The sequence below is a fragment of the Ruegeria sp. CJ9 genome, assembly GCF_056536625.1.
Genome location: NZ_JBQFPY010000001.1, coordinates 798,800 through 822,176, shown reverse-complemented (window position 1 = coordinate 822,176; position 23,377 = coordinate 798,800). Strand labels below are relative to the sequence as shown.

General features: G+C 58.4%; 25 protein-coding genes and 1 tRNA gene. 15 read left to right on the top strand and 11 right to left on the bottom strand.

Annotation, left to right across the window (positions count from 1 at the left end):
• Positions 1–76: 76 nt before the first annotated feature.
• The gene (locus tag ACR0AJ_RS04110; protein ID WP_170347984.1) at positions 77–523 is read right to left on the bottom strand and encodes a DUF4174 domain-containing protein; all 447 of its coding nucleotides are present in this window, start codon (positions 521–523) and stop codon (positions 77–79) included.
• A gap of 168 nt (positions 524–691) precedes the next feature.
• On the opposite strand from ACR0AJ_RS04110, the gene scpA reads away from it, so the two are divergent.
• From scpA to ACR0AJ_RS04080, 6 genes are all read left to right on the top strand, one after another.
• Complete coding sequence (scpA, locus tag ACR0AJ_RS04105; RefSeq protein ID WP_480740154.1) at positions 692–2,818, top strand: methylmalonyl-CoA mutase; 2,127 nt, start codon at positions 692–694, stop codon at positions 2,816–2,818.
• 107 nt (positions 2,819–2,925) lie between these two features.
• Positions 2,926–3,528, top strand: a complete 603-nt coding sequence (locus ACR0AJ_RS04100) for a VOC family protein (protein WP_170347986.1) — start codon at positions 2,926–2,928, stop codon at positions 3,526–3,528.
• The gene (locus ACR0AJ_RS04095; protein WP_170347987.1) at positions 3,525–4,049 is read left to right on the top strand and encodes a GNAT family N-acetyltransferase; all 525 of its coding nucleotides are present in this window, start codon (positions 3,525–3,527) and stop codon (positions 4,047–4,049) included. The genes ACR0AJ_RS04100 and ACR0AJ_RS04095 overlap by 4 nt, the downstream gene beginning before the upstream one ends.
• 9 nt (positions 4,050–4,058) lie before the next feature.
• Positions 4,059–4,739: a molecular chaperone DjiA gene (locus tag ACR0AJ_RS04090; protein ID WP_170347988.1), complete on the top strand. Its 681-nt coding sequence runs from the start codon at positions 4,059–4,061 to the stop codon at positions 4,737–4,739.
• A gap of 4 nt (positions 4,740–4,743) precedes the next feature.
• Positions 4,744–5,721: an endonuclease/exonuclease/phosphatase family protein gene (locus ACR0AJ_RS04085; protein WP_170347989.1), complete on the top strand. Its 978-nt coding sequence runs from the start codon at positions 4,744–4,746 to the stop codon at positions 5,719–5,721.
• Positions 5,722–5,759: 38 nt separating this feature from the next.
• Entirely contained in the window at positions 5,760–6,131 is a 372-nt protein-coding gene (locus ACR0AJ_RS04080) for a hypothetical protein (protein WP_170347990.1), read from the top strand.
• On the opposite strand, the gene ACR0AJ_RS04075 is transcribed toward ACR0AJ_RS04080, so the two are convergent.
• The 5 genes from ACR0AJ_RS04075 to ACR0AJ_RS04055 form a co-directional block, all read right to left on the bottom strand.
• Entirely contained in the window at positions 6,128–7,672 is a 1,545-nt protein-coding gene (locus tag ACR0AJ_RS04075; protein ID WP_170347991.1) for a Ppx/GppA family phosphatase, read from the bottom strand. The two genes, ACR0AJ_RS04080 and ACR0AJ_RS04075, sit on opposite strands and share 4 nt — an antisense overlap.
• Before the next feature lie 49 nt (positions 7,673–7,721).
• Positions 7,722–8,411 carry an HdaA/DnaA family protein gene (locus ACR0AJ_RS04070; protein ID WP_170374440.1) on the bottom strand — a complete coding sequence of 230 codons (690 nt, stop codon included), beginning with the start codon at positions 8,409–8,411 and terminating at the stop codon, positions 7,722–7,724.
• Complete coding sequence (locus ACR0AJ_RS04065; RefSeq protein ID WP_480740151.1) at positions 8,412–9,485, bottom strand: AI-2E family transporter; 1,074 nt, start codon at positions 9,483–9,485, stop codon at positions 8,412–8,414.
• Positions 9,486–9,576: 91 nt separating this feature from the next.
• The gene (locus ACR0AJ_RS04060; protein WP_480740149.1) at positions 9,577–10,551 is read right to left on the bottom strand and encodes an isopenicillin N synthase family dioxygenase; all 975 of its coding nucleotides are present in this window, start codon (positions 10,549–10,551) and stop codon (positions 9,577–9,579) included.
• The gene (locus ACR0AJ_RS04055; protein ID WP_170349345.1) at positions 10,551–11,915 is read right to left on the bottom strand and encodes an FAD-dependent oxidoreductase; all 1,365 of its coding nucleotides are present in this window, start codon (positions 11,913–11,915) and stop codon (positions 10,551–10,553) included. Before ACR0AJ_RS04055 ends, ACR0AJ_RS04060 begins: the two co-directional genes overlap by 1 nt.
• Before the next feature lie 168 nt (positions 11,916–12,083).
• Between ACR0AJ_RS04055 and proS the strand changes: the two genes are divergently transcribed.
• On the top strand, positions 12,084–13,424 hold the full coding sequence (gene proS / locus ACR0AJ_RS04050; protein WP_170360340.1) for a proline--tRNA ligase: 1,341 nt from the start codon (positions 12,084–12,086) through the stop codon (positions 13,422–13,424).
• Positions 13,408–14,319: a glycosyltransferase family 2 protein gene (locus tag ACR0AJ_RS04045; RefSeq protein WP_170360338.1), complete on the top strand. Its 912-nt coding sequence runs from the start codon at positions 13,408–13,410 to the stop codon at positions 14,317–14,319. Before proS ends, ACR0AJ_RS04045 begins: the two co-directional genes overlap by 17 nt.
• A 2-nt stretch (positions 14,320–14,321) precedes the next feature.
• Here the strand turns inward: ACR0AJ_RS04045 and ACR0AJ_RS04040 are convergent, their stop codons facing one another.
• Positions 14,322–14,675 (bottom strand): hypothetical protein, encoded by a 354-nt coding sequence (locus tag ACR0AJ_RS04040; protein ID WP_170347997.1) that lies wholly within the window; start codon positions 14,673–14,675, stop codon positions 14,322–14,324.
• 377 nt (positions 14,676–15,052) lie between these two features.
• Between ACR0AJ_RS04040 and ACR0AJ_RS04035 the strand changes: the two genes are divergently transcribed.
• Positions 15,053–16,348 (top strand): lipoprotein-releasing ABC transporter permease subunit, encoded by a 1,296-nt coding sequence (locus ACR0AJ_RS04035; protein ID WP_170395608.1) that lies wholly within the window; start codon positions 15,053–15,055, stop codon positions 16,346–16,348.
• On the top strand, positions 16,341–17,027 hold the full coding sequence (locus ACR0AJ_RS04030) for an ABC transporter ATP-binding protein (RefSeq protein WP_480635947.1): 687 nt from the start codon (positions 16,341–16,343) through the stop codon (positions 17,025–17,027). Before ACR0AJ_RS04035 ends, ACR0AJ_RS04030 begins: the two co-directional genes overlap by 8 nt.
• Here ACR0AJ_RS04030 and ACR0AJ_RS04025 read toward each other — a convergent pair.
• Positions 17,011–17,448: a DMT family transporter gene (locus tag ACR0AJ_RS04025; RefSeq protein WP_170360332.1), complete on the bottom strand. Its 438-nt coding sequence runs from the start codon at positions 17,446–17,448 to the stop codon at positions 17,011–17,013. The genes ACR0AJ_RS04030 and ACR0AJ_RS04025 overlap by 17 nt on opposite strands.
• A 92-nt stretch (positions 17,449–17,540) precedes the next feature.
• Here ACR0AJ_RS04025 and ACR0AJ_RS04020 point away from each other — a divergent pair, with 92 nt between their 5' ends.
• A complete protein-coding gene (locus ACR0AJ_RS04020; protein ID WP_170348001.1) occupies positions 17,541–17,945 on the top strand; it encodes a c-type cytochrome in 405 nt (134 codons plus the stop codon).
• 3 nt (positions 17,946–17,948) lie between these two features.
• On the opposite strand, the gene ACR0AJ_RS04015 is transcribed toward ACR0AJ_RS04020, so the two are convergent.
• Together ACR0AJ_RS04015 and ACR0AJ_RS04010 are read right to left on the bottom strand one after the other, a co-directional pair.
• Complete coding sequence (locus tag ACR0AJ_RS04015) at positions 17,949–18,635, bottom strand: hypothetical protein (protein WP_170548032.1); 687 nt, start codon at positions 18,633–18,635, stop codon at positions 17,949–17,951.
• A gap of 40 nt (positions 18,636–18,675) precedes the next feature.
• Positions 18,676–19,338: a DNA-3-methyladenine glycosylase I gene (locus tag ACR0AJ_RS04010; protein ID WP_480740146.1), complete on the bottom strand. Its 663-nt coding sequence runs from the start codon at positions 19,336–19,338 to the stop codon at positions 18,676–18,678.
• A 168-nt stretch (positions 19,339–19,506) separates the two neighbouring features.
• Between ACR0AJ_RS04010 and ACR0AJ_RS04005 the strand changes: the two genes are divergently transcribed.
• From ACR0AJ_RS04005 to ACR0AJ_RS03990, 4 genes are all read left to right on the top strand, one after another.
• Positions 19,507–20,172, top strand: a complete 666-nt coding sequence (locus ACR0AJ_RS04005; protein ID WP_480740144.1) for an NnrU family protein — start codon at positions 19,507–19,509, stop codon at positions 20,170–20,172.
• 72 nt (positions 20,173–20,244) lie between these two features.
• Positions 20,245–20,766 carry a DUF2478 domain-containing protein gene (locus ACR0AJ_RS04000; RefSeq protein ID WP_170374471.1) on the top strand — a complete coding sequence of 174 codons (522 nt, stop codon included), beginning with the start codon at positions 20,245–20,247 and terminating at the stop codon, positions 20,764–20,766.
• Between the two features lie 87 nt (positions 20,767–20,853).
• The gene (locus ACR0AJ_RS03995; protein WP_480740143.1) at positions 20,854–22,101 is read left to right on the top strand and encodes a D-arabinono-1,4-lactone oxidase; all 1,248 of its coding nucleotides are present in this window, start codon (positions 20,854–20,856) and stop codon (positions 22,099–22,101) included.
• A complete protein-coding gene (locus ACR0AJ_RS03990; RefSeq protein WP_480740142.1) occupies positions 22,098–23,216 on the top strand; it encodes an alanine racemase in 1,119 nt (372 codons plus the stop codon). The genes ACR0AJ_RS03995 and ACR0AJ_RS03990 overlap by 4 nt, the downstream gene beginning before the upstream one ends.
• A gap of 34 nt (positions 23,217–23,250) precedes the next feature.
• Here the strand turns inward: ACR0AJ_RS03990 and ACR0AJ_RS03985 are convergent.
• A tRNA-Tyr gene (locus ACR0AJ_RS03985) sits at positions 23,251–23,334 on the bottom strand.
• Between the last annotated feature and the right edge of the window lie 43 nt (positions 23,335–23,377).

Here is a 23,377-nt window from a genome sequence, read left to right as displayed (position 1 = left end):
TCATGTCCGCGCGTTCGTCATATATCCAAATGGTCCCGGCGTTTTGCGCCGGGTGCTTTGGGCGTGGCGAATGCGTTCAGCCGCCCTGGCGCCGCTCGCGAATCTCGCGTTCGCGCAGGGGGGTTTTGTCGATGGACCGGCCGATTTCACGCACGCTCCATGGGGACGGTTTGCGCAGTTTGACCACGCCGTCCTTGTCTACGAATACCATTTGGAACCCGCGAGGCCGCAGCTGCGACCGGATCGGAGACCGCGCCGAAGGGTCGGTGTCGGTCAGCACGACCACATCACGGTCGCGCATCGCTGCCTCGCCTTCGGTCAGCATATCGATCTGTTGCTGGAACCGCGGGTCGGCTGGCGTGTCGGCAAAAACGACGATGGGCCGTTTGACCCAAAGAAACTCACTGAGATCGCTGTCACCAGTAGGGCGAACAAATTCGTCTTCCACCGGTGCGGACCCGTCGGCAGCCAAGGCGGCCAGCGGGAATAGTGCCGAGAAAACAAGGGCAAGCGTTCGTATCATGGGGCCTCCTGTTGAATTGAATATAGCCCCTGCGTCGGTGAATGCGACCGGCGAATTGCATCAAAGGTTCAAAATTTTGCGTAAAGCGCTGTCTGAACCAACCCGTCCGAACACCACAACGCGCAGGCCAGGCCCCAGCGCGACCCGAATTGAAAAAAGGATATCGCTATGACCGATACGAAAGACTGGCGCGCGCTAGCCGAAAAAGAGCTGCGCGGGCGTCCGTTGGAGGACCTGACGAAAGAGACGTTGGAAGGCATCGACGTCAAACCGCTCTATACGCAGGAGGACACTGCAAATCTTCCGCATATGGGATCGTTGCCCGGTTTCGGTCCGTTTACGCGCGGGGTGAAGGCGACGATGTATGCGGGGCGGCCGTGGACAATTCGCCAGTATGCCGGGTTTTCGACGGCCGAGGAATCGAACGCTTTTTACCGCCGCAATCTGGCTGCGGGCCAACAGGGCGTCTCGGTTGCTTTCGATCTGGCGACGCATCGGGGCTATGACAGTGACCACCCGCGCGTGGTTGGTGATGTCGGCAAGGCTGGTGTGGCCATCGACAGCGTTGAAGATATGAAAATCCTGCTCGATGGCATCCCGTTGGACAAGGTCTCGGTTTCGATGACGATGAACGGTGCGGTGATCCCCATCCTTGCCAGCTTTATCGTGGCGGGCGAAGAGCAGGGGCACGACAAATCCGTCCTGTCGGGCACCATTCAGAACGACATTCTGAAAGAGTTCATGGTGCGCAACACATATATTTATCCGCCCGATCCTTCGATGAAGATCATCTCGGATATTATTGAATTCACGTCGAATGAGATGCCCAAATTCAATTCGATCTCGATCTCCGGCTATCACATGCAGGAAGCCGGAGCGAACTTGGTGCAGGAGCTGGCCTATACTTTGGCGGACGGGCGTGAATACGTACGCGCCGCAACGCAGGCCGGGATGGATGTGGACAAATTTGCTGGACGCCTGTCGTTTTTCTTTGCCATAGGCATGAACTTCTTCATGGAGATTGCCAAACTGCGTGCCGCACGCACCTTGTGGCACCGGGTTATGACCGAGTTCGGAGCAAAATCCGAGCGGTCGAAGATGCTGCGCACCCACTGCCAGACTTCTGGTGTGTCGCTTCAAGAGCAGGACCCTTACAACAACGTGATCCGCACCGCCTATGAGGCGATGAGTGCGGTTCTGGGCGGTACCCAATCGCTGCATACCAACGCGCTGGACGAGGCGATTGCGCTGCCCACCGATTTCTCGGCACGCATAGCGCGGAATACTCAGTTGGTACTGCAGGAAGAAACCGGCGTGATCGATGTGGTCGATCCGCTTGCCGGGTCCTACTACATCGAAAGCCTGACCAATGAACTGGTCGAAAAGGCCTGGGCATTGATGGAAGAAGTCGAGGAAATGGGCGGTATGACCAAGGCCGTAGCCTCGGGTATGCCGAAACTGCGGATCGAAGAAAGCGCCGCCCGTCGTCAGGCGATGATCGACCGGGGTGACGAGGTTATCGTCGGGGTCAACAAATACCGCAAGGAACAGGAAGACCCGATCGACATCCTGGACGTCGACAATGTCGCCGTGCGTGAGGCTCAGGTGGCACGTCTGGAACGCATTCGCGCCACTCGCGACGAAGCTGCGTGCCAACAAGCGCTGGACGCACTGACCAAGACCGCCCGCGAGGGTGGCAACCTGCTGGCTGCTGCGGTCGAGGCCGCCCGCGCCCGCGCATCCGTAGGAGAGATCAGCATGGCAATGGAGAAAGAATTCGGCCGCCACCGCGCCGAGGTGAAGACTTTGGCCGGTGTCTACGGCGCGGCTTACGAAGGTGATGAGGGCTTTGCTGCGATCCAGAAATCCATTGAGGAGTTCGCCGAAGCCGAAGGCCGTCGCCCCCGTTTGCTGGTGGTCAAGATGGGGCAGGACGGGCATGACAGAGGTGCCAAAGTCATCGCCACAGCCTTTGCCGATATCGGGTTTGACGTGGACGTTGGCCCGTTGTTCCAAACACCTGCCGAAGCTGCGCAAGACGCAGTTGATAACGATGTGCATGTGGTTGGCATTTCCTCGCAAGCCGCGGGGCACAAGACACTGGCGCCGCAACTGGTTGAGGAACTCAAGAAAGCCGGGGCAGAGGACATCATTGTGATCTGTGGCGGCGTGATCCCGCAGCAGGATTATCAGTTCCTTTATGACCATGGTGTTAAGGCGATCTTTGGTCCGGGAACCAATATCCCCGAGGCCGCGCAGGATATCCTGCGTCTGATCCGAGAAGCAAAAGGCTGAGGCCAGCCAAGATTTTTCGCCGAAAAATCTTGTGATTCACCGCCGTTGGCGAAAACATGCGACCAGATCCATCGGGATCTGGTCGTTTTTTGTTGGAGGCAGCGCACGTGTTACTGGATCATTTGGCCGTTGCGGGCGAAACATTGGAAGAAGCCTCGGCCCATATCGAACAGGCATTGGGAGTGCCACTGCAGGCGGGCGGTAAACATGATGCTTTCGGCACGCACAACCGGTTACTGGGTTTGCGGGATGAGCTTTATCTCGAGGCCATCGCGATTGATCCGCAGGCACCAAAACTAAAGCGCACACGGTGGTTCGATCTGGATCGATTTTCTGGCCAGCCGCGCCTAACAAACTGGATATGCCGGGTCTCAGATATCCAGGCCGCACTGTCCATATTCCCAGATGGCGTAGGCCAACCAATTGACCTGACCCGAGGCGCGCTGAGGTGGCAAATGGCGGTCCCGCCCAACGGGCGGCTGCCATTCGACAATCTGTTTCCTGCGCTCATTCAATGGCACGGCGATCTACACCCGGCGCGTATGTTGCAAGGCAGTGGATGCCGCCTGAGACGTTTGGTGGTTTTTCATCCTGACGCTTTGGATCTGGCGCGGTTGCTGGGTAATCTGGAAACCGTGGTGTTCGATACCGGTCCGGCCGCCTTGCGGGCCGAGTTCGAAACCCCGCATGGCCCCCGCGTGCTGGAATGAAAATACGGCGCGCAAAGGTCGCGGACGCCGCCTCAATCGCGGAAATCACCAACACGATCATCCGCGATACGCTTGTGACCTTCACCACGGATGAGCGCAGCGTCGAAAGCATCGCCAAGGAAATCGTTTCTCGTGGGGACGGCTATTGGGTTGCGGGAAAAGGCAAGCAAGTTGTGGGTTTTGCCACCTACGGCCCATACCGCTCCGGGCCAGGTTACGCGCAGTGCCGCGAGCTTACGATCCAATTGGCACCTGATGCGCGGGGGCAGGGGGGTGGGAGGGCATTGATGGCGGCGCTTGAGACCGCCGCCCGGGTGGAAGGTGTGCATGTGCTGGTGGCCGGGATCTCCTCGGCGAATCCTGGGGCGGTCGCATTCCACGCGGCGCTGGGGTTTAAGCAAGTCGGGCACATGCCAGAGGTTGGATTCAAATGGGGCAAACGGTTGGATCTTGTGCTGATGCAGAAAATTATTTCCTCTGACCCACCTGTCGTACCTGACAGTCGCGATTTCGGACGCTAGGGTGCGCCCATGTCGATCTGGACCCGCATATCCGATGCGCTAAGTGCGCTTGCCCAGGGTGAAAGCCTTACGGACGTATTTGAAAAACTGCGCACGCCGCCGGAACGCTCGGTTGCGTTTGCAATTGCCGTGATCGCGCTGGGTGCGAAGATGGCAAAGGCTGACGGGCAGGTGACGCGGGATGAGGTCACCGCCTTTCGCGATGTCTTCCAGATTGCCCGCGATGATGAGGCCGGTGCCGCACGTGTTTTCGACATGGCCCGGACGGACGTTGCCGGTTATCAGGACTATGCCCGCAAGATTGCCCGTATGTTTGCCGATGACAGCACCACGCTGTGCGACCTGATGGAGGGGCTGTTTCACATCGCCATGGCCGACGGGTTCTATCACCCAAACGAGAACGAATTTCTGGAACAGGTCAGCCGCATTTTCGGTCAGACCGACGCGCAGTTCATGGCCTTGCGCGCGCGGTTTGTGCCTGACGCACCCAATGACCCTTATACCGTGTTGGGAGTGCCGCACGACATGCCGCTGCCTGAAATCCGCAAGATTTGGCGGCAACTTGTTCGTGATACCCATCCCGACGCGATGATGGCCCGCGGCGTGCCCGAGGAAGCCATCCGTCTGGCCGAGAAAAAGATGATCGACATCAACCGCGCCTGGGACGAGATCAACGGCGCACAGGCGTAGGCGAATGCGGTTGGCGACCTACAATATTGAATGGTTCGCCAACCTGTTCGACCGCAATGATAATTTGGTCGTCAATGATCGCTGGTCCGGTCGTCACAACGTCACCAAAGCGCAGCAGGTTGAGGCCATCGCCAAGGTTCTGACGGCAATTGACGCGGATGCAGTTTTGATTGTCGAAGCCCCCAATTCCGGGAAATCGCAGGACACCATCCGTGCTTTGCAGAATTTTGCCGAGGCGTTTGATCTGCGCACCTCACACGCGGTGATGGGGTTTCCCAACGATACCCATCAAGAGCTGGCGCTGCTTTACGATCCGAATGTGCTGCAAGCGCGGCACGACCCGGTTGCGGGCAACGATGCGGCCCCCAGGTTCGACGACGTGTTCCATATCGACCTCGATATCGATGCGACCGAGGATCTTGTGCGTTTTTCCAAACCCCCGATGGAACTGGCGGTGCAGATCCGATCCGGCGCGCAGCTTCGCCTGATCGGGGCGCATCTGAAATCCAAGGCCCCGCACGGGGCGGGATCGCGGGATGAGGCGATCCGCATCTCGATCGCGAATCGCCGCAAGCAACTGGCGCAGGCCGTGTGGCTGTCTCGGCGTGTCAAAGCGCATGTCGAGGCCGAGGAACAGGTCATCCTGCTGGGCGATTTGAACGATGGGCCGGGGCTGGATGAGTTTGAACACCTGTTTGGCCGATCCTCGGTCGAAATTCTGCTGCAGGCCGGATTGTTTGACCCGCATGCCGCGGGGACGGACGCAGAGCCGTCAACCGCCCGGTTTGCCCGCGAGGGTGGGCGGTATCTTGAGGCGCTGCTGGACTACATCATGGTCAGTGAAAACCTGCGCGCCAATCGTCCGGCGTGGCGTATCTGGCACCCTTTCAAAGACGCAGGCCTTCGTGCGTCAGAGGACTTGCATCAGGCCTTGTTGACCGCGTCCGACCACTTCCCCGTTACTCTGGATATCGCGTTGTGACCTTTTATCGACGGAAGGCTCTGCTTATATTCTTTGACATGAAACATCTCATTGCGATCTGCGCGTTATCGGTCGCGCTGGCCTTGCCCGCACAGGCCGAGGAAGATACCGGCAAATCCTTGATGGAGCAGGGGGCCGAACTGTTTTTTGAAGGTTTGCGCAAGGAAATGGAACCCGCGCTGGAAGACTTGCAGGGGCTGGTCAGCCAATTTGGCCCAGCAATGCAGTCATTCTTTGAAGAGATGGGCCCAGCCCTGGCCGAACTGGCGGGTGAGATCGAGGACTGGAGCGCCTATGAAGCGCCTGAGATATTGCCCAATGGGGATATCATCATCCGCAAAAAGCCTGAGGATCAACCAGAAGAGCCCGAGCAAATCGAAGAAGAAGCCGACGGAGCGACGGAAATCTAACCTCGGATAGTGACGTGAACCTCTGACTTTAGGGCATTCGCCAAGGAATTCAGGCGCGCTTCGGCCACCTCACTGAACAATGGTTCTGCGGCTTTGGGCAGCCGCAGTTCAAGCTGACGCTTTTTGGGATAGAATCGCAGCGTGCCCATTTTGACATCGTGGTGCATCCACAGCATGGCGCCAAAGCGCATGGCCTTGCCCAGAATTTCAGCCTGTTTCTGATCTTTCTCGTCCAGCAGTTTGTAAAGCGGCTCGAACCGGTTGCCCTCGCGTTTATTGCGATAACGGTGTTGCAGCGCAAGGCCGATAAAAACCCGTTCAGAATGTTTCAATCCGCCCAGATTGGCGCGGGTGACATTGTCGAAACAAATCTCGGCCCGGTAATCGGGATGGGCGCGCCAGCTGACGTCGTGCAGCAGGCAGGCAGCCTTGATCAGGCGCACGCGTGCCTCTGGAGCGGATTTGAACAACGGCATGACAAAATCAAACAGGTGTTTGCCAAATCCGGGCAGACGGGCATCTTTGGCTTCGGAGAAGTAGCTGGCTTCGATCAACGGGTCACGGTCGCGCAGAATCTGCGGCATTTGTTCGTACAGCAACCCTTCGCGGATGCCATAGCTTGAGATCGCGATGTCCTTTGGTTTGAAAGTGCGGATCAGCCGCGCCAGAACGTCCATCGCATAGGGGATCAGCGCCATGCGGGAACTAGACACGCCCGCCTGACTGCGCAGCTGATCCGGATCACCTTTTTCGATGAACTTTATGGTCTCACGGACCTGCTTTGTGGTCATGCGGTATTCATGCAGCACGTTCAGCGGATAACCCCGGCGCAGCATGTCCAGACGTGCAAAAGCACGCCAGCTGCCGCCCACCAAAAACAGGCGATCCCGCTGCGGCCCCAGCTGATCCCGCAGTTCTTCCATGGTGGCCTTGATATGGGCCTTGCGCGCGCGCCGCCCGCCCTTGATATCGCGTAGTTTCAATGGCCCCAGGGCCGAGGTCAGACGGCGCCCGACTTGACCGTCGCCAATCTCGGCCAGTTCCATGGATGAACCGCCAATGTCGCAGATCAGGCCATAAGCCCCGGGCCAGCCCAGCAACACACCCTGCGCGGACAAGCGCGCCTCTTCGCCGCCGTCTATGACCTGAACGGTCAGACCGGTTTCCGAATGAACCTGATTGCAAAAATCCGGTCCATCCTTGGCTTCGCGCACTGCAGCGGTTGCCACGACATGCAGGCCCGGTAGGTCCAGATCATTGGCCAATTGCTGAAACCGGCGCAAAGCGGACAGCGCACGCTTGCGCCCGCGCGGGTTAAGGAACCCGGATTCCGACAGGCCCGCACCCAGCTCGCACATTATCTTTTCATTGTAGAAATAAGCCGGGGATCGCGCGGCCCCGTCAAAGATTACCATCCGGACCGAGTTCGATCCAACGTCGACCACGCCCACCCGCGACAGGGCGCGGGCCTCGGGGTTGTCGAACAAGGGCTTGCCGAACGATCCCCAGTCCGGGATTTTGGCTTCTGCAATCTGATCCATGTCTATTCCAGATATTCGGGTGGCAGAATGCGAAATCGCAGTGTGCGGGTCAATTGTCGGATGCGACATCTGTCATGTCCGCGTTTAGCACCCGGATCGCAAGAGCGCGGGTGATTTCCCGCTTTTCCGACAAGGCTAGATGATCCAACCGGGCTACGACCTCGGCTGCGGTCTTGAACCGCCGATCCATGTGCTTGACGAGATAGGCAATCACGTCTGGTCCGGGATTCAGTTGGCGGTCGACAAACAGCTTGGCCAGAACGGCCCCCAAAAGGGCATCGTCCGGTGGGTCCAACGCCACGTGATGCGCCCCTTCGATCCGGCTTTGCAGATCGGGCAGTGGCAGTTCCCACAGCTTTGGCGCTAACCGCCCGGTCATCAACAACGCATGGCCTTCTGCCAGCACCAAGTTGTGCAGGTGAAACAGGGTTTTCTGCTGATCGAGGTCGCCTGCGACCATCGGAATATCTTCGACCGCTATCGGAGTGCTGGCCAAGGCGGGCACGTCTTCGTACCGCACATCGCGGGCCTGAATGATCCGCCCGCCGGTTTCGGCAGCCCAGACATGGGCCAGATGCGTTTTGCCAGACCCGGCAGGGCCGCTGAGGACCAGCTTGTTGCCGGGCCACGACGTCGCCGAGATCATCGCAACGGCCAGCGCATTGGCGGGCGAGACAAAAAAATCCTCGCGGCCCAGTGCGGTTTTGGCCGGTAGATCAAAGCTGAGTTGTTGGGCCATTTATTCGTCTTCCTGCTTCAACCCGTCGAGGCCGGTATACAGGCGGCTGTCCAGATAGATTGAGGTCAGGAACCGGGCGACCACGCCCAGCGCTGCGGCAACCGGAACAGCAACCAGCATACCCACAAAGCCGAACAGCGCGCCAAAGACGGACAGGGCCAGCAGCAGCCAGACAGGGTGCAACCCGACCGAGCTGCCAACCAGCTTGGGCGTCAGGAAATTGCCCTCGGTCACCTGTCCCAGCGCGAAGATGCCTGCCACCAGGCCGATATGAAGCCAATCGCCCCAGAACTGAAACAGCGCAAGGCCGATAGCCAACGTGCCGCCAATCAGGGCACCCAGATAGGGGATGAATGTCACGAGCCCTGCGATGAAGCCCACGATCAGGCCGAATTGCAGACCAACGATCATCAGCGCAACGGCGTAGTAGGTGCCCAGGATCAGACAGACGGTTCCCATGCCGCGGACGAATGAGGCAAGAACATCGTCAATCTCACCCGCCAGCCGCTTGATCGTTGGGGCGTGGTCACGAGGTAGCAGCTCTCCTATGCGGGCTATCATACGATCCCAATCTAACAACAGATACACGGCAACCACCGGCACGATGACAAGCAGAACCACCACGTTGATGGCTGATCCCAGCGAAGCGGCGACGGATTGCAGAACGTCTCCAGTTTTGGATTGCAACGTCTCGCCCAGCGACACAAGGAATTGGTGAGAGCTGGATTCGGTATCCAGCAGGGATGGGAATTGTTTTTCGATGAAGCCGCGCAGTTCTTTGAGCAGACTGGGCATAACTTCGACCAGATCGATCAACTGGGTGATCAGCGCGGGCACCACCATCAGCACCATCAGCACAAATCCCAGAACGCCGACAATGGTGATAATCCCTGTCGCGGCCATTCGCGTCAGCCCCAAGTTTTCCAACCGGTCTGCAATTGGGTCAAGGAAGTAAGCGATTGCTCCGCCAATCACAAAGGGCAAAAGAACGTCGCCAAGTGCCCACAATAGAAGCACAAAAACTACAGCGGCTATGCCCCAGTACCTGAGCTGATCCTTCACCGGCAAAGCCATGGCTGTCCCCTTGTTTTCGGCTCTTGCCAGTGTTCTTGGCGCATGCAGCCCCATGATGCAAGCGCTTCATCGCCCGTACATTTCCCGGGCGCTAATCGCTGAGCGTGCCCAGTTCAGGCGTGGCGTCATGGGCGGCCTCGTCCGGCCAGTTGGTGCGCCAGATTTCCGCAGACCAATGGCCGCAATGTACCGCGGGCCGATCAAAGCCGGGCAGGGGGGCGACCAGAGGTGAAACCACCACGTCATGGCGGGGCACGGCAAAATAAGGAAACGAGTAACGTTCCTGTCCCGAGCGATTCACCACCCGATGCGGCGTAGATTTCAGCCTCCCGCCGGACCAAAGTTCCAGCATATCCCCGATATTGACGACAAACCCGCCCGGCGGGCAGTCAGGGCTGACCCAACTATCGTCCATGGTTTGCACCTCGAGCCCGCCAACGGGGTCAGGGGCGATGATGGTCAAGGCATCGGTGTCCTTGTGGGGATGAATGCCATAGCCGCCCTCATCGGGGGCTTGAGGAGGATAGTGCAGCAAAGTCATGTTGGTCATGGGGTCGCGGAAAGCGTCCCGCAATTGGAGTGGGGGCAGGCCCAGACCTGTTTCCAACGCACCCAGCAAGGCATCTGCAACGCGGTCGAGTTGGGACCAGTAGTCAAGGATCATTCCGCGAGCGTCTGGCACCTGCGACGGCCAGACATTCGGGCCGTACAAGGCACAATCGTTGCGGATCGGCGCATCGCTGGCGACCTCATAGTGCAACTTGTAGCCTTCGTATTTGTCCGCCTTGCCAGACCCGTCATTTGGGGTGAAGAACCCCAGCGGGATGAACCCGCGATAATTGTCGCGGGTGATGGCCTGATCCCACTTGGCACCTTCTTCAACGTCAAAGATGGCCTGCACACAGGCGCGCATTTTTTGAACCGTGTCAGTGGGTATGTCGGTTCCGGTGATCGACAAAAAACCGATATCAGTGCAGGCGCTCATGACCTGCTGAACGGTCTGCTCATAATCCGCATGGGACGCATTAAACAGCGGGGCGATGTCTATAGTGGGAATGCCACCCATCAGTGAACCCTGACGCCTTGGCGGTCAAGTTCAGCATGAACCGGGGCTAGGTTCAGCCCATGCAAGTCCTGATTGCTCTTCAGAGACAGGGCGGCTGCAATCCCGGCACCCTGACCCATGACCGCACAGCAGGACATATTGCGGGTGGCGGCATGGGCCACCTTGTCCGCCCCGTGCGACCGGCCTGCAACCAGCAGACCCTTAACGCCTTTCGGCAGCATCGAACGGTAGGGCACATGCATATACCGGCCCGTGGTCGGCAGGATCAGGATGCCATAGCCGTCGATGAATTCAGGATAGATGCCGATCGTATCCTCGAACCGACCCTGATGCCGGGCGTCGTCCTCGGTCATATTGTAGATCGCATCGATCTTGCGGGTGTCGCGAATGCCGATGGTCATGCCGAAATTCCGCAGACGCGCGTTTTCGCAGCCGGGCATGAAACGGCGCAGCGCCTCGATGGCTAGCATTGACTGTCGACGGCCCTCGATCTCGCCACGGGTCAGGCTATCGGGATCGGTGCCGTCTATCCCGTCCATATGGATCAGGTTCATATAAGTCAGCTCACCCGTATCGTGGACCGCGCCCCAAGTGCCGGCGATGGTGTTCAGATGCGGTGGGATCAGACCCTGTTCGATGGCTTGCTGGAACGGTTTCTTGACGAAGGGTGAGAACATGTCGTCCTCTTTGCCACTGGTTTCAATGTTCCACTCGCCACCGCCGCCCCAGTCCTTATAGGTCTGCGGGTCGGCCTTGACGCCCTCCATAAAGGCGCGCTTGTCGACGCCTGCCAGATGGAACATGACCGAAGCGGCCATCATATCCTCGCGCGCGGTCTTGTAGGTGGGCGCGCCTGCGCGATGGGCTACATCCGCGTCCCCGGTGGCGTCGATCACTACCTTGGCCAAAATCGCCTCACGCCCAGCTTTGGATTCGGTGATGACGCCGGTGATCCGGTCACCATCCATGATTGGAGCAACGAATTGACGGTGCAACATTGGATGCACCCCGGCCTCTTCGACCAGCTTGTCAGCAACCAGTTTGAACCCTTCGCTGTCCAACTCATAGCTGAGCGACTGGCTTTCTGGCACCGCTGCCCCCATGTCCCGGGCGCGGGTTTCAAATTCCAGACCAATGCCGCCTGCTTCGACGGTTTTCTCATGGCGGTACCAAGCAAATCCTTCGACACCCACGGCGGTGATATTGCCACCCATGCAGCCAAAGCGGTCGACCAGAGACACTTCGGCCCCTGCGCGCGCTGCCGCCAAGGCAGCGGCCAGCCCCGCGGGGCCGGAGCCCACAACTAGAACGTCGGTTTTGTGAACGACGGGAATTTGACGGGCGGGTTCCTGAATGGTTTGCATCGGCGCCTCATGGGTTTGCATTTTAGCCACCATTGAAAACCTTGGCTGGCGGGTCAATCAAAATTCCGACCGTCCCGAGGTCGCAAAATAACCAATGGCCGATTGCCCCCGGCGGGGCTTTGGAATAAGGACCTTTGAAGTCGAATTCTCACCCGTGAAGGTCATACAATGCGCCTCAGCCGTTACTTTCTGCCCGTTCTCAAGGAAAACCCGTCCGAGGCCCAGATCGTCAGCCACCGGCTGATGCTGCGCGCCGGGATGATCAAGCAAGCATCGGCCGGGATTTATTCCTGGCTGCCGCTGGGTTTCAAAGTTCTGCGTAAGTTGGAAAATATCATCCATGAAGAGCAGGCGCGCGCAGGTCATATCGCGATCCAGATGCCGATTATCCAATCGGCAGACCTATGGCGTGAATCCGGGCGCTATGATGACTACGGTCAGGAAATGCTGCGTATGAAGGACCGGCATGACCGGGATATGCTGTTCACGCCCACGGCCGAAGAGCTGGTCACCGATATCTTCCGCGGCCACGTCAGCAGCTACAAGGACCTGCCGCTGACGTTGTACCAAATCCAGTGGAAGTTCCGTGACGAGATCCGCCCGCGCTTTGGCGTGATGCGGGGGCGCGAGTTCTACATGAAGGACGGGTATAATTTCGACCTGACCAAAGAGGACGCGCTGCACGCCTATAACCGTCATCTGGTTACCTACCTGCGCACCTATGAGCGCATGGGCCTGCAGGCTATTCCGATGCGTGCTGATAGCGGCCCGATCGGCGGCGACAACACCCATGAATTCCTCGTACTGGCCGATACGGGTGAATCCGAAGTGTTCTATGACAGCGCCGTCACCGACCTGACGTTTGGTGATCGTCAGATCGACTATGACAGCCGAGAGCAGTGTCAGGCCATTCTGGAAGAGTTCACCTCGAAATACGCCCGTACCGATGAAACCCATGACGAGGCGCTGTTCAATCAGGTGCCCGAAGATCGCCGCCGTGTGGCGCGCGGGATCGAAGTGGGGCAGATTTTCTATTTCGGTACCAAGTATTCCGAGGCGATGGGCGCTACCGTTCAGGGCCCCGATGGCAAACCAACGCCGGTCCATATGGGCAGCCATGGCATCGGTGTCAGTCGTCTGATCGGTGCGATCATCGAAGCCAGCCATGACGATAAGGGCATCATCTGGCCCGAGGGCGTAACACCGTTCCATTGCGGTATCGTAAACCTCAAGCAGGGTGATGATGAGGCTGACGCCGCCTGCGACAAACTCTATGGCGCGCTGACCGCTCTGGGTCTTGAGCCGCTGTATGATGACCGCAACGAACGGGCAGGGGGCAAGTTTGCCACCATGGACCTGATCGGCTTGCCGTGGCGTATCACCGTCGGGCCGCGGGGTCTGAAAAACGGCGTCGTTGAGCTGACCTGCCGCCGTACCGGTGAAAGCGAGGAGTTGAGCCCCGAAGCTGCCGTCACGAAAGTTGCCGAAATCTATGAGCAAATCGCCTGAACAGGATCATCGGCCGCTGATCTCGGTCGTCACCGTTACGCGGAACCTGATCGAAGCAGGGCGCGAGGTGCAAGTCCTCGCCGCCCTGGACAGCGTGCAGTCGCAAAAGCTCCGTGACATCGAGCATGTGATCTGGGACGGCCAATCCGATGACGGAACGCAGGACCTGCTGAAAGACACGATTCAGAAATTCTCGGAGTCGGGCGACCCCATTCCTGTGCGGTATTTCTGTGAGGCAGACAAAAGCCTGTATGACGCGATGAACCAGGCGGTTGATCGGTGTCGCGGCGAGTATGTCTTGTTTCTCAACTCGGACGATCTGATTGCAGACCCTGACAGCCTGTTGAGGGTGCAAAAAGCTATCGAGCCCGATAAGCCCGATTTTGTGTATGGTGAAACCGTCTTTTTCGATGATGAGGGCAACCGCCGTCATGCCCGTCGGCTAACCCCGAAATCCATCTTGCAGCGCTTACCATTCGGTCACAATGCGATGGTCCTGAAACGGGCGTTGTTTCAGGAATTGGGCGGTCACGACCTACAATTCCGTATCGCCGCGGACTATGACATGGTTTTGCGAATGATCCTGTCTGGCCATTCCGGCCAGCGGTTGCAGGCCCCAATATCACTGTTTCGGATCGGTGGAGTATCAGCAGACACAGACGCTGCCGGGGCCGAAATGGCCGCATGTTGGCTGAAAAACTACAGTCAGTTCTGCGATCTGTCCGGGTACTCGGACGCGCAGCGCTTTGGGTGGTACAAGCAAGGCCATTTGCCGGTTCGGGTTTCAGGCGCCATTTTGCTGAAATCGCTATCGCAGCCTGCTATCGCGCGTGCCGCGCTTTACAGCCTGACAAAGACGTTACGTCGCAAGGCTCAGTTCTGGCGGTCTTTCTAGGTTCACTGCGGTTCCGGTCGTTCCGTCAGAATTTCACCATCCGCACTGTTGCCGCGTGCAACGACAATCGGACGGCCCAGACGTCTGACCAGATCTTTGTATTCGAACCCTAGAAAGCGTATCCCACAAACCCGTTGATCGGTCGTGCGATCCGTAATGCACAGCCGCCCCTGACGGAACGCCAATCGGTATCCTTTGTCTTTCAGGATATCGGTCAAACTTGCCCAGCTTGCCGCTGTATCGAAAACAGGGCGAATGACTGCGCGCAACAATGCTGCTGTTTCACAATCCAGTTCTGAAGATGCGTTTCGGACCAAAATCGGGTCCAACAATTCCTTATTACTCTTTACAAACATGAGCGACTCCCGCTCTAAAAATGATATCCCCCTTACATCTAAGGTGACAAAGTTTTAAAAAATAAGCAAAAGGCGAAAGAATATTGCTTAATCAATGTTGCATTTTGAGTTCAGTAACTCACGCAACGGCCCTATTGACTTCATAGCTGAAACAATTGGGGGTTGTCTGTGAAGGGGGTCACAACCAAGGGTGTAATCTGGATCTTTTCTCTCTCCTTTCGCCAGAGCGAGCTTCCCGACACCTAGGGTGATTCGTATTGGGCCATGCCAATAAAAGTCGCAGGATTGCCTATCGCCGGGCGGGACGCGCATAACCACCTTGACCATCCCGGCAAATGCCGAAAGGGTCGCGCAAACCAAAAAGCCCCGGAGCAGACATGGCCAAGACGCCCCCGCCCTTTGCCCCATTCGAATGGAAGATCGCCTGGCGATACCTGCGCGCACGCCGTGCCGAGGGCGGTGTCAGCGTGATGACCTGGATTTCACTGATCGGAATTACACTGGCGGTGTTTGCCCTGATCGCGACGCTGGCCGTTCGGTCCGGCTTCCGATCCGAGTTCGTGGGTACCATTCTGGGGGCCAATGCGCATGTCACTGTCTACTCGGCGGGTAATTTCGATGCGCAGGGTAACCTGGACCGCACCATCGCGGATTATGACGGAGTGGCTGAGCGCGTTGCGCAGGTGCCCGGCGTTGAACGCGCCGCGCCCTTGGTCAAAGGGCAGGTGCTGATTACCAATCGCGAGCGCAGCAGCGGGGTTGAGGTCTTTGGCATTCAGCCTGACGACCTGCTGGACTTGCCCGGCGTCGCCGAAAGCGAACAGGCGGTTGGGGATCTTTCCGAATTCCAGAATGGAGAGGACGTTATCGCCATCGGTTCGGGCGTGGCGCGCAGTATTGGGGCAACTGTGGGGGATACGGTCAAACTGACGTCCCCTAACGGGGTGAAGACGGCCTTTGGTACCTCACCTCGTGTGAATGCCTATCGGGTGGTCTATGTCTTCTCGGCCGGGCGCTATGATATCGACCGCACCCGCGTTTATATGCCGTTCGAACAGGCGCAGGGCTTTTTCAACCGCGAGGGCGTTGCGGATGAGATCGAGGTGATGGTTGACCGCCCTGAAGAACTGACACCGATCCTGATCCCTATTCTTGAGGCCGCCGGCGAACGAAGTCAGATCTGGACCTGGCAGGACGCCTCGGGCGGGTTCCTGCGCGCGTTAGAGGTCGAGGACAACGTGATGTTTATCATCCTGTCGATCCTCGTGTTGATTGCGGCGATGAATATCGTCTCGGGGTTAATCATGCTGGTGAAGAACAAGGGGCGCGATATCGGCATCCTGCGCACCATCGGTCTGAGCGAGGGATCCGTACTGAGGGTGTTCTTCATCTGCGGTGCATTCACCGGCATCATAGGCACCGTGATGGGTGTTGTTCTGGGTTGCTTGTTCGCGATTTATATCGATCCGATCTTTTCGTTCGTGAACTACGTCATGGGTGGCGGTGTCTGGGACCCTTCCATTCGCGGCATCTATGCCCTGCCCGCCGAACTGCACCTGTCGGACGTGTTGAAGGCAATCGGCTTGTCGCTGGGCCTGTCCTTTTTCGTCACCTATTTCCCCGCCCGCCGCGCGGCGCGGCTGAATCCGGTTGAGGCGCTGCGCTATGAATGATGTGACATTGCGATTGAGCGGTCTGACCAAGACCTATCTGAAGGGCACACCGGGCGAGGTTCAGGTGCTGCGTGGGGCCGATCTGGAACTGCACGCGGGCGAAGCGGTGGCGCTGGTTGCACCATCCGGCGCGGGCAAGTCGACCCTTTTGCACATTGCCGGTTTGCTGGACACGCCGGATGACGGCTCGGTCGAGATTGCGGGTCAGAATTTCAAAGGTAAGGGCGACCGGACACGCACCGCATTGCGGCGTCAGGACGTCGGGTTCGTCTATCAGTTCCACCATCTGCTGCCCGAGTTCACGGCGCTGGAGAATATCACCTTGCCGCAACTGGCCAACGGGGTGTCCGAGGCGGCGGCACAAGCGCGGGCGAAGTCTTTGCTGGACCGCGTTGGTGTGGCACCGCGCGCTGATCACCGCCCGGCGGCGCTGTCAGGCGGTGAACAACAGCGGGTTGCTTTTTGCCGGGCGCTGGCCAACAAGCCGCGCGTTCTGCTGGCGGATGAGCCGACAGGAAATCTGGATCCCGAAACCTCGGATCAGGTGTTTGACGCGCTGATGGCACTGGTGCGGGACGAAGGGCTGTCGGCACTCATCGCCACGCATAACATGGAACTTGCCGCGCGGATGGACCGCAAGCTGCGGTTGGAGGGCGGTATACTCAGGCCAGTTGAGTGATCGCAACGCCCGCGGCCATCACGGCGATCCCACCTGCGCGTATCCATGTCAGCGGCGTGACTTGCGCGCCGAAAAGCCCGAAGTGGTCGATGGCTGCCGTGCTGATCAGTTGCCCGAGTAAAACGAAGAACACCGCATTACCGACACCGAAATGCGGTGCGACATGGGTGATGGATAGGACGTAAAAGGCGATCAGGACACCGGCCAATAGCAGGTGTTTCGGGGCCTGCGTGACTTTGGGCAGCGCGCCCGTGCCGGTAAATAAAACCATCACCAGCGCGGATGCTGCGAACGCGATGGCGAACAGGATGACGGCGGCGGTGGTCGGTGATCCGATCAGCTTTCCAAGCGCCGCGTTCAGAGCGGCAAGGATTGGAACGCCAATCCCGGCGGCCAGCATGATAACTGCATATTGTGTCATTGCCCGTACCCATCTGCTTCGTTGATCTGGATCATTGCGCCAAGCCGGCCCTCGGGCAAGCCTGTATATGTCAATCGTGACAGGAGGATGCGATGCCCAGACCCCTAATGACTGCCGTTTCGTTCGGAGTGCTTGTGACCGCTGCACAGGTCGCGGCACAGGATGTGGATACCGGGGCCGAGCTGTATCAGCACTATTGTGCAACCTGCCACGGAATCGATGCGACCGGGCATGGGCCGATGGCGGGGATATTGGTCATTCAGCCGGTTGATCTGACCAAGCTGGCCGGAGAAGACGGTGTTTTCCCAACTGCGCGCGTCGTTGCGCGGATTGACGGGCGCGATCCGTTGGTCAGCCACGGCAGCCCGATGCCAGTCTATGGTCCTTATTTCGACGGGCAGGACACCTCGATGAAAACACCCGAGGGGCAGCCGATTCTGACCAGCCAGCCGATCGTGGATCTGATCGCCTATCTTGAAACATTGCAAGGCGGGTAACGTCTAGCGGCAAATGCCTTCGGTCTTTGCGCCGCTCCAGGGGATGACGATATCGCGCTCACGCGGTTGGTTCGGCAGGGGTGAAATGTCGAAATGCGCGCCCAGCATGTCGTGCAAGCGTTGGGTGCGGGGGGCTTGAGGGTCCAGCGCCCGGCAGCAGACATATTCCTCGACAATCGCGCCTTGTTGTTCAAACCCGTAGGATAGGAAGTCGGACGAGGTTTCGATATCAAACAGATAGGGGTCCTTGTTGCCACCATGCTCGGCCGCTGCACGCAAAGGGTGATAGCCTGTGGTTTTCCGGTTCTGCCATTGCCACACATGTGTCAGCTCATGCGCCAGCAGCATTCCGGCGATTAGGTTCATCTGCTCGGGGAAGTCGGACATATAGTCCTCAAGATACCACTCACGCGTGAAATAGACCTTGTTGAACAGGGCTACGGCGGCGGGCTTTGCTGTGACGACCCCTTCGGTCGGGGCTGGCAATATGCGTTCACGGCAGGCCAGACGGGGCCGTTCCTTGCGGTAAAACGTGATTGGCGCGACCGGAGCCCCCTCGACCAGGCGCACCCGATCCAGATTCAGCGACTCGCCCTGAACAGCGGTGGCAAAAGCACGTTCCTGCTCGGTCAGCGGGCGACCGCAGGATGCAAGCAGAAGGAGAACCATCATCAAAATGCGGCAGGTCATGAAGTGAGCCTAGTGTGAAGCACCCGCACTGCAACCGGTTTTACAGGCTCATCGCCAAAACTTGGCTGATTTCCGTCAACGACCGCCCGGATTGGTCCATCCAGGTGTTGAATGCGTCTTGAACGGCAGCCATCGCCTTCTTGGAGCTTGGCGCTTTGTCGATCACGCCTTCAGCAATCAATCGGGCGGTGACGTCCCGCGACAGGATGAAACTGTCGCGCCCGGCAAATCGCATGGCGTATTGCGCCGAGGCCCCACCCAGACGCGACCCGCGCTTGCCTAGCATCGCCAGCAAGCCGACGTAATCAGTCGAGGGCCAGCCGCCCAGCACCTTTCCCACACCACCTTCCTGACGCAGTTCCAGCAGAAACGCGGCATTGTCGCGGACCGTGGCGATCTTGGTGCCATTGCGGACAATGCGGGTGTCTTGCAGCAGGGCGTCGAACTTCTCATCATCCATAAAGGCGCAGCGACCGACGTCAAAACCATCAAAGGCAGCTTCAAACCCATCCCATTTGCTTTCGATAACCTTCCAGTTGAACCCGGCCTGAAAGACGCATTTCGTGATGATCGACAGCCAGCGATCATCGGGCAGGGCGGTCAACTCAGCCACGCTTTTAGGTTTGCTCAGCTTGGCCCGCAACGCGTCGGGCCCACCGTGGCGATTGGCAGCCATGGTGTAGATCTCATCGAAATGGTGCATCGGTGTCCTCCGCAGGCAGGGTTGCCTGTTCATTGTCGGGTTGCAAGCGTTGAAACAATATGCCCAGAACATGCGCGGAAACCCCATGCGCCGCACCCGACTTGATTTCGGACAAGGATCATGCCGCGTCACGGACCTAAATAGGGGCCAACATTGACGGAGAATACCATGCTGGGTTGGGCCCTTTTCCTTGCCGCACTGATCACCTTTCTGCTGACCCACGCCATCCCCGCCCGACCCGTCGTGCGCGGGCGGTTGATCGACGTGATGGGACGCAGGGGGTATTTTATGGCCTATTCCGCGTTGTCCCTGCTAGTTTTGGGCTGGCTGATCGTCGCCGCAGCGCAAGCGCCCTATGTTGAAGTAATTCCACCGCTTCCCATCCTACGTTGGGTGCCGCTGTTGACCATGCCTGTGGTGTGCTGGTTGGCGGTGGCAGGTTTGACAATCCAAAATCCGTTTTCTTTTGGCGGCCTGGGTCACCGTCGGTTCGACCCCGAAAACCCCGGTATCCTGCGCACCACGCGTCACCCGCTTCTTGCTGCCATGATGCTGTGGGCCTTGGCGCATCTTCTGGCGAATGGCAGCCTGTCGCATGTCATCTTATTTGGTCTTTTTGCAGGTTTTGCGGCGTGGGGCATGGCGCTGATCGATCAGCGCAAGGCGCGCGATATGGGGATCGAATGGGTACGCCTATCCCGCAATACGGCGCGGTTTTCCCTGCGCGCGCCGCAACCCTGGCCTGGCTTGGGGATCGCGCTGATTTCCTTGGCCGCATTTGTGGTTCTGCTTCACCTGCACGCGCCTGTGATCGGCCTTTCGCCCCTGCCATAACGCAAGGAGTGGCCGGACCGGGTCATGCGTGCTATCTGGAAAGTCACACTTTAGGACTATGAGGGTCTTTCAATGTATCTGGCCTATGTTACCACCACCGATCGCGGCGCGACCGACCGCCTGCTGAGCGCCGTTGCCGAACATCTTCTGGCCAACGATGCCCGTCTGGTCGGCGTGGTTCAAACTAACACCGAATGCGCCGACAGCAGCAAATGCGACATGGATGTCCGTGTGCTGCCAGATGGCGAGACCATCCGCATCTCGCAATCTCTGGGCGAGCATTCGCGCGGTTGTCGGCTGGACCCGGCTGCGTTGGAGCGGGCTGTGGGGTATGTCACCAACTCGCTTGAGGATGCGCCGCAGTTGCTGATCATCAACAAGTTCGGCAAGCATGAGGCTGACGGGCGCGGTTTTCGCCCGGTGATCGCCGAAGCGTTGACACTGGATATCCCCGTGCTGGTCGGCGTGAACGGTTTGAACAAGGAAAAGTTTCAAGAGTTCACCGGCGGCGCGGCCGAGCAGTTGGAGCCGAACCTCGAAGCCATCTCTGCTTGGTTCGACCGGGTCAACGCGCAACGCGCGGCTGCGGCCTGAGTTAACCTCTCGTTGGGTAAACCTCTGTAATCCTGACTTGTTTCGTTCCACCTGTGCTGCAATCTTCGATTTCGGAGGAGATTGCACATGTGGACCAACTGGGCCGGAAACCAGCGTACGCAGACGCCGATCAAACGCCCAACCTCGATTTCCGAGTTGCAGCAAGCCGTGGCGCAGTCAGGCACGCTGCGGGTCGTTGGGGCCGGTCATTCGTTCACACCCATTGTTGCCGGTGGGGATCGGATACTGGACTTGTCGGATATCGACTTGCCAGTGGTCGGAGAAGTCGGGGAAGACAAGGTTTGGGTGAACGCAAATGCCCGGCTGCGCGACTTGTCTCCGGCCTTGGCGGGGCAGGGGATGGCTTTTCGCAATCTCGGTGACATCAACACACAGTCTTTGGCCGGTGCAGTATCAACCGCCACACACGGCACCGGACGCTCGCTGCCCTGTCTGGCAGCGGAAATCACCGCCGCAAAACTGGTCAGCGCGGGTGGGGATATTCTGACAACCGACGACCTTCCGCTTGAGATGGCGCAAGTCACTTTGGGCATGTTGGGCATTTTGACCGAGGCCCAAATCTCGGTCGTGCCGAAATACAACCTGCGCCGAAGGGTACGATTGGCTGATCTGCAGGACTGCATCGCCAACATGCACCAGAACTGGGCACAGAACCGAAATTTCGAGTTCTTCTATATTCCTTTCACCGGTAAGGCCGTCGAGCTGCGCCATGAAATTTCAGACGCAGCCGAAAGCAGGGCACCACGTGATCTGGACATGATTGCCGTCAAAGTGCTGAAGCTGGCGCGCAATGTTGGTCGGCTCAGCAGTGGGCTACGCGATTTGCTGTTGCGACTACTGACCATGGCGCAATCGGACGAAGACTATGTGGGCGAAAGCTGGCGGGTGCTGTGCAGTGACAGGCATATTCGGTTCAAAGAAATGGAATACCACCTGCCGCCCGACGTCGCCCAAGATGTTCTGCAAGAGGTCATTACCCGGCTGCATCGCGACCACAAGGATATCTATTTCCCAATTGAAGTCCGCCAAACTGCGGGCGACTCAGCCTGCCTATCCCCATTTCAGGGCGGGCCGCGCATTTCAATAGCAATCCACACAGATGCGGACGAGGATCACCGGCGATACTTTGACGCCATTGAACCATTATTTGTCGAAGCGGGCGGACGACCGCATTGGGGCAAAATGCACAGCTTGGGCTTCACAGAACTATCCACCATGTATCCTGATTTCGACCGTTTCTGCGCGCTGCGGGAACAATTGGACCCGTCGGACAAGTTCCTAATGCCCGCGCTTGCCAGGCTTTTTCGACCATGATGGACTATCTCCAAAACTTCTCTGAAACGCTGCGTGCGTATGGCGTGGACAAGCCGGTCGCGGTGGTTGATCTGGACAGGCTCGATGCAAATTGTGCCTTGGCGGTGGACAGGTCGGATGATGGGTTGGGCCGTCGATTGGTCGCCAAATCCCTGCCTTGTTTGCCGCTGCTGGATCATATTCGGGGTCTGATCCAGACCTCGGGCCTGATGACGTTTTCCGAGCCCATGCTGCTGGCACTTTTGAAGGCCGAGCCGAAAGCCGACCATTTGATCGGCAAACCGTTGCCGGTCCGGTCAGCTGCGCGCGTTCTGAGCGAATGTCCAGACGCTGCTGCGCGGGTTCAATGGCTGATCGACTCGTCAGAACGGTTGCAATCCTATCTGGCCCTTGCAGCGGATCGTCAGCTAGCCCTGCGCCTGTCGCTTGAGGTTGATATCGGCCTGCATCGCGGTGGCTTTCAACCAGATCAAGTTGCGCGCATTGCGCAAGAAATTGAGACAAACCCTAATGCGCGGTTGTCCGGTGTTATGGGGTACGAGGCGCATCTGGCCAAACTGCCGCATTTCTTGCGCAAACGTGCCTTTCGGGCCAGCGCGGATGCGTTCGATCACGCCGTTTTCAACCTGCCGAATGAGGCCAAAGGGCTGTGCCTCAACACGGGTGGCAGTCTGACTTTTCAGTCCTACCGCACAACAGGTAAGACTACCGAGATCGCTTTTGGGTCGGTCCTCGTGAAACCCACAGATTTCGACCACAAAACGACACAGGGATTTCAACCCGCAGCGTTCATCGCGACTCCGGTTTTGAAAACCATGCCCGGTAATTCGCTGCCGGGATTGGATTTTCTGGCCCGGCGCAAAACCGATCTTGCGATTGTCGGGGGGTATTTCCGCGCTAATCCGGTATTTCCCAACGGCTTTGGCTATTCCTCCATTTTCGGACGTTCAACCAATCAGGAGGTCTGGACAGGCCCACCTGATGCGCCCGTCAAACCCGGCGACATCGCCCTGCTACACCCAAGTCAGAGCGAAGCTGTGCTGAACCAGTTCGGGATCGTATTGGCGGTTAGGGGTGGTCAGGTGGTAGACGAATGGGAATGCCTGCCGAATTAACGGCCCCTTGCACTTTGTCACCATCAGAAGAAGATGGTGGGCGACCCTGGAATCGAACCAGGCGTGCGTCTCCGCGAGGGAGTTACAGTCCCCTGCCACACCTTGCGGCCTGTCGCCCACTGTCAGGCGTTGCACCTGACGTGGAGGCGTGATTACTAGCG